This window comes from Streptomyces aurantiacus, assembly GCF_001418335.1.
GTDB classification, from domain to species: domain Bacteria; phylum Actinomycetota; class Actinomycetes; order Streptomycetales; family Streptomycetaceae; genus Streptomyces; species Streptomyces aurantiacus.
Genome location: NZ_LIPP01000187.1, coordinates 1 through 10169 on the forward strand (window position 1 = coordinate 1; position 10169 = coordinate 10169).

The 10169-nt window shown below is 69.1% G+C and carries 8 protein-coding genes and 1 pseudogene; 7 read left to right on the forward strand and 2 right to left on the reverse strand.

Annotation, left to right across the window (positions count from 1 at the left end):
* Positions 1-24: 24 nt before the first annotated feature.
* Positions 25-1533, reverse strand: coding sequence for a potassium/proton antiporter (locus tag AOK01_RS24150; RefSeq protein ID WP_055515137.1), 1509 nt, complete (start codon positions 1531-1533; stop codon positions 25-27).
* Between the two features lie 341 nt (positions 1534-1874).
* Between AOK01_RS24150 and AOK01_RS24155 the strand changes: the two genes are divergently transcribed.
* A complete protein-coding gene (locus AOK01_RS24155; RefSeq protein ID WP_055515139.1) occupies positions 1875-4646 on the forward strand; it encodes a penicillin acylase family protein in 2772 nt (923 codons plus the stop codon).
* 93 nt (positions 4647-4739) lie between these two features.
* On the opposite strand, the gene AOK01_RS24160 is transcribed toward AOK01_RS24155, so the two are convergent.
* Positions 4740-5357 (reverse strand): 5-formyltetrahydrofolate cyclo-ligase, encoded by a 618-nt coding sequence (locus tag AOK01_RS24160; protein ID WP_055515140.1) that lies wholly within the window; start codon positions 5355-5357, stop codon positions 4740-4742.
* Between the two features lie 94 nt (positions 5358-5451).
* On the opposite strand from AOK01_RS24160, the gene galU reads away from it, so the two are divergent.
* From galU to AOK01_RS24190, 6 genes and pseudogenes are all read left to right on the forward strand, one after another.
* A complete protein-coding gene (gene galU, locus AOK01_RS24165) occupies positions 5452-6354 on the forward strand; it encodes a UTP--glucose-1-phosphate uridylyltransferase GalU (RefSeq protein WP_055515145.1) in 903 nt (300 codons plus the stop codon).
* 4 nt (positions 6355-6358) lie between these two features.
* The gene (gene glp, locus AOK01_RS24170; RefSeq protein WP_055515141.1) at positions 6359-7681 is read left to right on the forward strand and encodes a molybdotransferase-like divisome protein Glp; all 1323 of its coding nucleotides are present in this window, start codon (positions 6359-6361) and stop codon (positions 7679-7681) included.
* A 62-nt stretch (positions 7682-7743) separates the two neighbouring features.
* Positions 7744-8223 (forward strand): cyclic pyranopterin monophosphate synthase MoaC, encoded by a 480-nt coding sequence (gene moaC / locus AOK01_RS24175; RefSeq protein ID WP_055515143.1) that lies wholly within the window; start codon positions 7744-7746, stop codon positions 8221-8223.
* Complete coding sequence (locus AOK01_RS24180; protein ID WP_079103700.1) at positions 8220-8807, forward strand: MogA/MoaB family molybdenum cofactor biosynthesis protein; 588 nt, start codon at positions 8220-8222, stop codon at positions 8805-8807. The genes moaC and AOK01_RS24180 overlap by 4 nt, the downstream gene beginning before the upstream one ends.
* A complete protein-coding gene (locus tag AOK01_RS24185; protein WP_055515144.1) occupies positions 8804-9475 on the forward strand; it encodes a GNAT family N-acetyltransferase in 672 nt (223 codons plus the stop codon). The genes AOK01_RS24180 and AOK01_RS24185 overlap by 4 nt, the downstream gene beginning before the upstream one ends.
* 177 nt (positions 9476-9652) lie before the next feature.
* Positions 9653-10169 (forward strand): annotated as a pseudogene (locus AOK01_RS24190) (hypothetical protein); the annotation flags it as partial.

The following is a 10169-nucleotide window of genomic DNA, read 5'->3' on the forward strand; positions in this document are numbered from 1 at the left end:
ACGTAGTTCAGCCCCCCACGCGACTCAACCCTCCACGTCGTCCCCACTCGTCCCCAGCCACCCCGCCAGCTTGCCGCCCTGGCCGACCGCGCGCAGTCGTTGTTCGGCGGCGTCCCGGACGGGGTCCGTCGCCACGACGAGCAGTTCGTCGCCGCGCCGCAGAACTGTCGCGGGAAGCGGCACGAACGATTCTCCGTCGCGTACGACCAGCGTGACGGCGGCGCCCGCCGGCAGCCGCAGCTCGTTGATCTCGACGCCGTGCATCTTCGACCCGTCCGGGATCGCCACGGACAGCAAGTGGCCGCGCAGCCGTTCCAGCGGCGCCGACTCGATCCCCAGGTCGGCGGTCTCCGAGTCGGACTTGGACAGGCCCAGTTTCCTGGCCAGCCAGGGCAGTGTCGGCCCCTGCACGAGGGTGTAGACGACGACAAGGACGAACACGATGTTGAAGATGCGACGGCTTCCCTCGATGCCGCTCACCATCGGGATGGTGGCCAGAATGATGGGCACGGCGCCGCGCAGCCCGGCCCAGGACATCAGGGCCTGTTCCTGCCAGCGCATGCGGAACGGCAGCAGGGCCGCCATGACGCTCAGCGGTCGCGCCACCATGGTCAGCACCAGGCCGATGACGAGCGCCGGCCAGATGTCGTCGCCCATCTCGTGCGGGCTGACCAGCAGGCCGAGCAGTACGAACATGCCGATCTGGGCGAGCCAGCCGAGCCCGTCGGCGAAGCCGCGGGTGGCGGGCCAGTGCGGGAGCTTGGCGTTGCCCAGCACCATCGACGCCAGATACACGGCGAGGAAGCCGCTGCCGTGGGCCAGCGCCCCGGCCGCGTACGCCGTGACCGCGATCGCCATCACCGCGATCGGATAGAGGCCGGAGGCGGGCAGCGCCACATGCCGCAGCCCGTACGCCCCCACGAAGCCCACCGCGAGCCCGATGGCCGCGCCGATGGTCAGCTCCAGCGCGATCTCGCCGATCAGGTGGTACCAGTGATCCACCGGCCCCGCCGTGGAGAACGCGACGACGAGGATGACGACCGGGGCGTCGTTGAAGCCGGACTCGGCCTCCAGGATGCCCGTCACGCGCGAGGGGAGGGGCACCTTCCGGAGTACGGAGAACACCGCCGCCGCGTCCGTCGAGGACACCACCGCGCCGATGATCAGCGCCTGCCGCCACTCCAGCCCGATCAGGTAGTGGGCCGCGGTCGCCGTGATGCCGACGCTCACGGAGACGCCGACGACGGCCAGTGAGGAGGCGGCCGGGAGTCCCGGTCTGACCTCCTTCCACTTCGTGCCCAGACCGCCCTCGGCGAGGATCACGACCAGGGCCGCGTATCCGATGATCTGGGTCAGTTCGGCGTTGTCGAAGTGGACGTCGCCGATGCCGTCCTGGCCCATGGCGACGCCGATGCCCAGGTAGACGAGCAGGCTGGGCAGCCCGCTGCGCGAGGAGATCCGGACCGCCGCCACCGCGACGAGCAGAACGAGCGAGCAGACGAGCAGGAGCTGGTTGAGGTGGTGGACAGTCAGCGGCTGTTCCCTTCTCGCTGTTCTCGCTGTTCCGAGTAGATCGTTTTGACCAGTCGGATCACTCCGGCCGTCAGGGCGGTCCGGTCATCAAGGTCGGTCGGTCCGGTCATCGAGAAAGTTCAATGTGACCGTTTTCAACTACTCCGACGATTCAACTACTTCGTTACCTTACCTAACTCTTGACGCTTTCTTGACGCCTGCCGAGGCATGATCGAACTTCCGTCCGCCCGGGTTCCCGACTCCGCGTCAAGTCCGGGTTGGCCCTGCGCCTATGGTTGCTCCAGCGTTCAGTCAAATGGACAAGCCCGTCTGCCGCTCGCGTGAGGACAGCAAGGACAGCGATGCCCCCCAACACCACCGCATCTTCCGGTCACAAGTCCGGCAAGTCCGGCAGGAAGAAGGGGCGCAGAGCCCGTCTGATCCTGATCATCCTGGTTCTGGCCATCATCGGCGGTGTCGCCTACGGGGCGTTCTGGAGCATCAGCACCGTCCGCGCCTCCTTCCCGCAGACCAAGGGGTCCATCACCCTCGAAGGCCTGTCGGGCCCGGTGGACGTGAAACGGGACGGTTACGGCATCCCGCAGATCTACGCCTCGACCGACGAGGACCTGTTCATGGCGCAGGGCTACGTCCAGGCGCAGGACCGGTTCTACGAGATGGACGTCCGCCGCCACATGACGGCCGGCAAACTCTCCGAGATGTTCGGCAAGAGCCAGGTCGACAACGACGAGTTCCTGCGCACGCTCGGCTGGGACCGGGTGGCGGAGAAGGAGTACAAGACCGAGCTGTCGGCCGGCACGAAGAAGCATCTCCAGGCGTACGCCAAGGGGGTCAACGCCTATCTGCGGGGCAAGGACGGCGCGGACATCTCCCTGGAGTACGCGGCCCTCGGCTTCTCCAACGACTACGCGCCCAAGGAGTGGACCCCGGTCGACTCCGTGGCCTGGCTCAAGGCGATGGCCTGGGACCTGCGCGGCAACATGCAGGACGAGATCGACCGCTCCCTGATGACCAGCCGCCTCGGCCCGAAGCAGATCGCCGACCTGTACCCGGAGTACCCGTACGACCGGAACAAGCCGATCGTGCAGGAAGGCGAGTACGACAGCGTCACTGGGGAGTACACGCAGGACGGCGCCAGTGGCAGCGGCAGCGGCACCGCCGGTACGCAGTCCTCGGCGGGCACCGGGCTCGCGGGCGGCACCGAGGCCACCGGACTGGAGAGCCAGCTGTCGGGCCTCTACAAGGTGCTGGACGACGTCCCCGAGGCCGTCGGCGTGAACGGCAACGGCATCGGCTCCAACTCCTGGGTCGTAGGCGGCGCCCACACCATCAGCGGCAAGCCGCTGCTGGCCAACGACCCGCACCTGTCGCCCTCGCTGCCCTCGGTCTGGTACCAGATGGGCCTGCACTGCAAGAGCGTCTCCGAGAAATGCCAGTACGACGTCTCCGGGTACACCTTCGCGGGCATGCCCGGCGTGATAATCGGCCACAACAAAGAGATCGCCTGGGGCATGACCAACTCCGGCGCCGACGTGACCGACCTGTACCTGGAGAAGCTCACCGGGGACGGCTACGAGTACGACGACAAGGTGCTGCCCTTCACCACCCGCAGGGAGAAGATCGACGTCGCGGGCGGTGCGAGCAAGACCATCGTCGTCCGGGAGACCAACAACGGACCGCTGCTGTCCGACCGCGACGACGAACTCGTGAAGGTCGGCAAGAAGGCCGGCGTCGACAGCGCGGCCCCCGACCGCGGCGACGGCTACGGCATCGCCCTGCGCTGGACCGCGCTGGACCCCGGCACCACCATGGACGCCGTCTTCGCGATGAACAGGGCCACCGACTGGACCGAGTTCCGCAAGGCCGCCGCCCTCTTCGACGTTCCCTCGCAGAACCTGGTCTACGCGGACCGGGAGAACAACATCGGCTACCAGATGCCCGGCAGGATCCCCACCCGGGGCGAGGGCGACGGCTCGCTCCCGTCGCCCGGCTGGGACTCCAAGTACCGCTGGGACGGCTACATCGACCAGGACGAGCTGCCGTACGAATACAACCCGAAACGCGGCTACATCGTGACCGCCAACCAGGCCGTGGTCGACAAGGACAAGTACCCGTACACGCTCACCACGGACTGGGGCTACGGCACGCGCAGCCAGCGGATCGCCGACCTCATCGCGTCGAAGACGAAGAACGGCGGCAAGGTCTCGACGGACGACATGCGCCAGATGCAGCTCGACAACAGCAGCGAGATCGCCAAGCTGCTGGTGCCCAAGTTGCTCAAGATCGACGTGGCCGACAAGGACGTCCGCGAGGCGCAGAAGCTCCTGGAGGGCTGGAACTACACCCAGGACGCCGACTCGGCGGCGGCCGCGTACTTCAACGCGACCTGGCGCAACATCCTCAAGCTCGCCTTCGGCAACAAGCTGCCCAAGGAGCTGCGGGTCAAGGGCCAGTGCCTGTCCGTCGAACCGGCCGACTCCACCGGACCGGTCGACGGCGAGGACGACAAGGTGCGCGAGTGCGGCCAGCGCGACGCGGACAGCGCGCAGCCGGACGGCGGCGACCGCTGGTTCGAGGTGGTCCGCAAGATCCTCGACGACGAGGACAACGACTGGTGGTCGGCGCCCAGGACGCGCACCGACTCCACCGTCGTCGACACTCGTGACGAGCTGTTCGAGCGGGCCCTCAAGGACGCCCGCTGGGAGCTGACCGCCAAGCTCGGCAAGGACCTCGACACCTGGAACTGGGGCCGGCTGCACCGGCTGTACCTGAAGAACCAGACCCTGGGCACCGACGGTCCCGGCTTCCTGGAGTACATGCTCAACCGCGGCCCGTACAACCTGGGCGGCGGCGAGGCGGCGGTGAACGCCACCGGCTGGAACGCGGCGGGCGGATACTCGGTGGTCTGGGTGCCGTCGATGCGCATGGTGGTGAACCTCGACGACTTCGACAAGTCCAAGTGGATCAACCTCACCGGGGCCTCAGGCCACGCCTACAGCGCCCACTACATCGACCAGACGAGCAAGTGGGTCAAGGGCGAACTGCTGCCGTGGGTCTCCACGGACCGGGCGGTCGACAAGGCCACGTCGGACACGCTGGTACTGCAACCCTGAGAATCCCGAGCCCTGAGAAGCACCTCGGAAGTACCTGTGCACAAGTACCTGTGAAATGGCCCTCCACGCACGCGTGGAGGGCCATTTCACGTATCAGCGAAAGCGGTGCACTCCCGAAGGGGTCACCGCCGCGCGCACCGGCCGGTCGTGCGGCTCCTCGGGGACCAGGCCGACCACTTCGGAGTCGTACAGCAGCACCACCACCAGGGCCGGATCCGCGGCCGCCCGCTCCAGGCGCGCGAGCACCCGGTCGTACGATCCGCCGCCGCGGCCGAGCCGCATCCCGCGCCCGTCCACGGCCAGGCCGGGCAGCAGTACGGCGTCGGCCGCGAGCACGGCCTCCGGGCCCAGGCGCTCACCCGCGGGCTCCAGCAGGGCCATCCTGTCCCCGTGCCGGACCCGTACGAGCGAGTCGTGGCCTTCGTAGGCGCCCCAGTCGAGGTCGTTGTCCGCGAGGAGCACCGGGAGCAGCACGCGCACTCCCCGCGCGCGGAGTGCGTCGAGGAGCGCGCGGGTGCCCGGTTCGCTCCCCACGGAGACATAGGCTGCCACCGTGCGCGCGTGCGCCAGTTCGGGCAGCTCCAGGGCGCGGGCGGCGAGCGCGGCCCCCGTCTCCCGCACGTCATCGGCCGTCAACCGGCTCCTCACCGCAAGGATGTCTCGCCGCAACCACCGCTTGCCAGAGTCCTCTTCGGGGCCAGGGTGATTCATAGGCTTGTTCCGTACCCTTCGTAATGCGCTCATATGAGAGCGAATTAACCGGAGCCACAGATTCACTACAAAGGCACCGGATATGGTGTCGGGCATGACTCAGTCGCACCCAAGGATCAGCAAGGCTGTCATCCCGGCAGCAGGACTCGGCACCCGGTTCCTGCCGGCGACCAAGGCCACTCCCAAAGAGATGCTGCCTGTCGTGGACAAGCCGGCGATCCAGTACGTGGTCGAGGAGGCCGCGTCCGCGGGCCTCGATGACGTCCTCATGATCACAGGCCGCAACAAGCGGCCTCTGGAGGACCACTTCGACCGCAACTACGAGCTGGAATCGGCCCTTCAGAAGAAGGGCGACGCCGACCGGCTCGCCAAGGTGCAGGAGTCGAGCGACCTCGCCACCATGCACTACGTCCGCCAGGGCGACCCCAAGGGCCTGGGCCACGCCGTGCTGTGCGCCGCCCCGCACGTCGGCAACGAGCCCTTCGCGGTACTCCTCGGCGACGACCTGATCGACCCGCGCGACCCACTGCTCAAGCACATGGTCGACGTCCAGGAGCAGTACGGCGGCAGCGTCATCGCCCTCATGGAGGTCGAGCCCGAGCAGATCCACCTCTACGGATGCGCGGCCGTCGAGGCCACCGAGGACGGCGACGTCGTCAAGGTGACCGGCCTCGTCGAGAAGCCCGACGCGGCGGACGCCCCCAGCAACTACGCGATCATCGGCCGCTACGTCCTGGACCCGCACGTCTTCGACATACTCCGCGACACCGAGCCCGGCCGCGGCGGCGAGATCCAGCTCACCGACGCCCTCCAGCAGCTCGCGGACGACGAGAAGGTCGGCGGCCCCGTGCACGGCGTCGTCTTCAAGGGCCGCCGCTATGACACCGGTGACCGCGGAGACTACCTGCGTGCCATTGTCCGACTCGCGTGCGAACGTGAAGACCTGGGCCCGGAGTTCCGGACCTGGCTTCGCAGTTACGTCACCGAGGAGATGTAGCAACTTGAGCAGCGCCGCGCCCCGTGTCACCGGCCAGGACCACCTCTGGTCGGTGTCCGAGCACCTTGAGGACATTCTCGCGACGGTGCGCCCTCTCGACCCCATCGAGCTGCAGCTCCTCGACGCCCAGGGCTGCGTCCTGGTCGAGGACGTCACGGTGCCGGTCTCCCTGCCGCCGTTCGACAACAGCTCGATGGACGGGTACGCGGTCCGGGTCGCGGACGTCGCCGGCGCGAGCGAGGAGTACCCGGCGGTCCTGACCGTCGTCGGCGACGTGGCGGCGGGCCAGGCCGAGCTGCTGCATGTGGGCCCCGGCCAGACCGCCCGCATCATGACGGGCGCCCCGCTGCCGCCCGGCGCCGAGGCGGTCGTCCCCGTGGAGTGGACCGACGGAGGCCTCGGCGCGGGTCCCGTCTCCGCGATGCGCGCCCGCAGCACGTCCCCCGAGGGCGCCTCGGGACAGGTGCACGTCCACCGCCCGGCGCAGGCACGCGCGCATGTGCGCGCCAAGGGCAGCGACGTGAAGGCCGGCGACCTCGCCCTGTCCGCGGGCACCGTCCTCGGCCCCCCGCAGATCGGCCTGCTCGCCGCGATCGGCCGGGGGACCGTCCGCGTACGGCCGCGCCCGCGCGTGGTGGTCCTGTCGACCGGCAGCGAACTCGTCCAGCCGGACGGCGAGTTGGAGTCCGGCCAGATCTACGACTCCAACAGCTACGCGCTGTGCGCCGCGGCCCGGGACGCCGGAGCGATGTCCTACCGCGTGGGCGCGGTCGCCGACGACGCCGAGACACTCCGCGCCACCATCGAGGATCAGCTCATCCGCTCCGACATCGTGGTCACCACGGGCGGCGTCAGCGTCGGCGCGTACGACGTCGTCAAGGAGGCGCTCTCCTCGGTCGGTGACGAGGACGAGGCGGGCGGCGGCATCGAGTTCCGCAAGCTCGCGATGCAGCCCGGCAAACCCCAGGGCTTCGGCACCATCGGCCCCGACCACACCCCGCTGCTCGCCCTCCCGGGCAACCCCGTCTCGTCGTACGTGTCCTTCGAGCTGTTCGTGCGCCCCGCGATCCGCACCCTGATGGGCGTGGCCGACGTCCACCGGCCCACCACCAGGGCGACGCTCCGTACGGACAAGGCGCTCACCTCGCCCGCCGGACGCCGTCAGTTCCTGCGCGGACGGTACGCGGACGGTGAGGTGACCCCCGTCGGTGGCGCCGGATCCCACCTGATCGCGGCCCTCGCACACGCCGACGCGCTGATCGTGGTCCCGGAGTCCGTGGAGTCCGTGGAGCCCGGCACCGAGGTGGAGGTGGTCCTCCTCGGCTGAGACCGCCCGGTTGGGAGTACCGTGTCGCGCACCACAGGCACGACCGGGAGCGCCGCCACAGCATGAGTACGCAGGATCGACTGACCCACATCGACGAGGCGGGTGCCGCCCGCATGGTCGACGTGTCCGAGAAGGACGTGACGGCCCGCACCGCCCGCGCGAGCGGCCGTGTCCTGGTCTCGCCCCGCGTGATCGAGCTGCTGCGCGGCGAGGGAGTGCCCAAGGGAGACGCCCTCGCCACCGCGCGCATCGCGGGCATCATGGGCGCCAAACGCACACCGGATCTGATTCCGCTCTGCCACCCGTTGTCGGTGTCGGGTGTCAAACTTGACCTGTCGGTCGCGGACGACGCCGTCGAGATCCTGGCCACCGTGAAGACCACCGACCGCACGGGCGTCGAGATGGAGGCCCTCACCGCGGTCAGCGTGGCGGCACTCACCGTGATCGACATGGTCAAGGCGGTCGACAAGGGGGCGGTCATCACGGACGTACGCGTGGAGGAGAAGACGGGCGGCAAGTCGGGCGACTGGAGCCGGCCATGACGACACCACCACCACCGGCGCCGCGGCCGACACCATCGCCGGTGCCACCGGCCGGGCCGCCGACCGGAGAGGCGCTGACGGCCCCGTACAGCGCGCTCGTGGTGACGGCCTCCAACCGCGCGGCGGCGGGTGTCTACGAGGACCGGGGCGGGCCCCTGATCGCGGAGGCACTCGCGAAGTTCGGCTTCGCCGTGGACGGCCCCTGGGCGGTTCCGGACGGGGACCCCGTGGAGAACGCGCTGCGGGTGGGCGTCCGGTCCGGGTACGACGTCGTCGTGACCACCGGCGGCACGGGCATCTCGCCCACCGACCGCACCCCGGAGGCCACGCGCAAGGTGATCGCGTACGAGGTACCGGGCATCGCGGAGGCCATCAGGGCGTTCGGCCGCGAGAAGGTGCCCACGGCGGCGCTCTCCCGGGGCCTGGCCGGGGTCGCGGAGGCAACACTGATCGTGAATCTGCCCGGTTCCACCGGCGGGGTCAGGGACGGTCTGGCCGTCCTCGAACCCCTCCTGATCCACGCCGTCGACCAGATCCGCGGCGGCGACCACCCCAGACCCGGCGGCAGCGGGGGTGCGAGCTGAACAGCCCATCCTGGCCGGTCGAGCTGGTGGACGGCGATGTGGTCCTCAGGCCCATAAAGCTGCGCGACCAGCGGGCCTGGCGTGACGTCAACCGGCGCAACCGTGACTGGCTGCGCCCCTGGGAAGCGACCATTCCGCCCCCCACGCCCAGCGGGCCGATCGTGCACCGGCCGACGTACCGGCAGATGGTCCGGCATCTGCGTGCCGAGGCGCACGCGGGGCGGATGCTGCCGTTCGTCATCGAGTACCAGGGGCGGCTCGTCGGGCAGTTGACGGTCGCCGGAATCACCTGGGGATCCATGTGCTCGGGCCATATCGGCTACTGGGTGGACGAGGCGGTCGCCGGTCGCGGAGTGATGCCGACAGCCGTGGCGCTCGTGTCCGACCACTGCTTCCGGACCGTTGGTCTGCACCGCATCGAGGTCTGCATTCGGCCCGAGAACGGGCCGAGCCGACGGGTCGTCGAGAAACTCGGATTCCGCGACGAAGGCCTTCGTCCACGTTATCTCCACATCGACGGCGCCTGGCGCGACCACCTCGTCTTCGCGCTCACGGCCGAAGAGATCCCCGAAGGACTGCTGGCTCGCTGGCGGCGGATCCGACGCTCCAGGAACGCGTCGGGCGCGTCCGAAAACGCACCTAGGGACACACCCCGAAACACCGCGTAAATGAAATAGGTGTTCGAAAATGATCGGTGATCGACCATCCTCGGGCATTAATTTCGTACTCTCAGTGGCCTGCTGATCACATCGGTCACAAAAAAAGCTCGAAATATCAGCCAGATCGTGCGACACACCGGCTCAATTGGCAGATGGCCTCATGCAAACCCCTCTACCGTGTGAGGCGTGACCAACAGCGGCCTCATCTACGCAGTCATTGTCGGGGCCTGGGCCGCCTACTTGGTGCCGATGTGGCTCCGTAGGCAGGACGAGCTCAATGAGGCCCGTCCGACGGAACGCTTCAGCACGGCCATCCGGCTGCTGTCCGGACGGGCGGGCATGGAGCGCCGATACGCCAAGGACCTGAGGGCGCGCTCCACCGACGAGGAGGAGCCCCGCGCCGACCCGGACGGCGTCACCGACTCGGTGGACGTCCGGGCCTTCGCCATGCCTCCGACGCGCCGCGAAGTACGGGCCGACGTCGAGGATGCCCGCGGCGCACGTGAGGTTCGCGACCCACGTGAGGCGCGGAACGCACGGGCCGCGCGGGACGCACGGTCCGAGGCGCAGGCGCACGCACAGGCGCAGCAAGCGGCGCAGGCGCAGCAGGCTTCGAGACAGGCGTCGCGGCAGGCGGCGAAGCAGGCGGCGGCGGATCGAGAAACGCGGCAGGCGTCCGCGCCGGCGCCGGCGCGGACGCCTG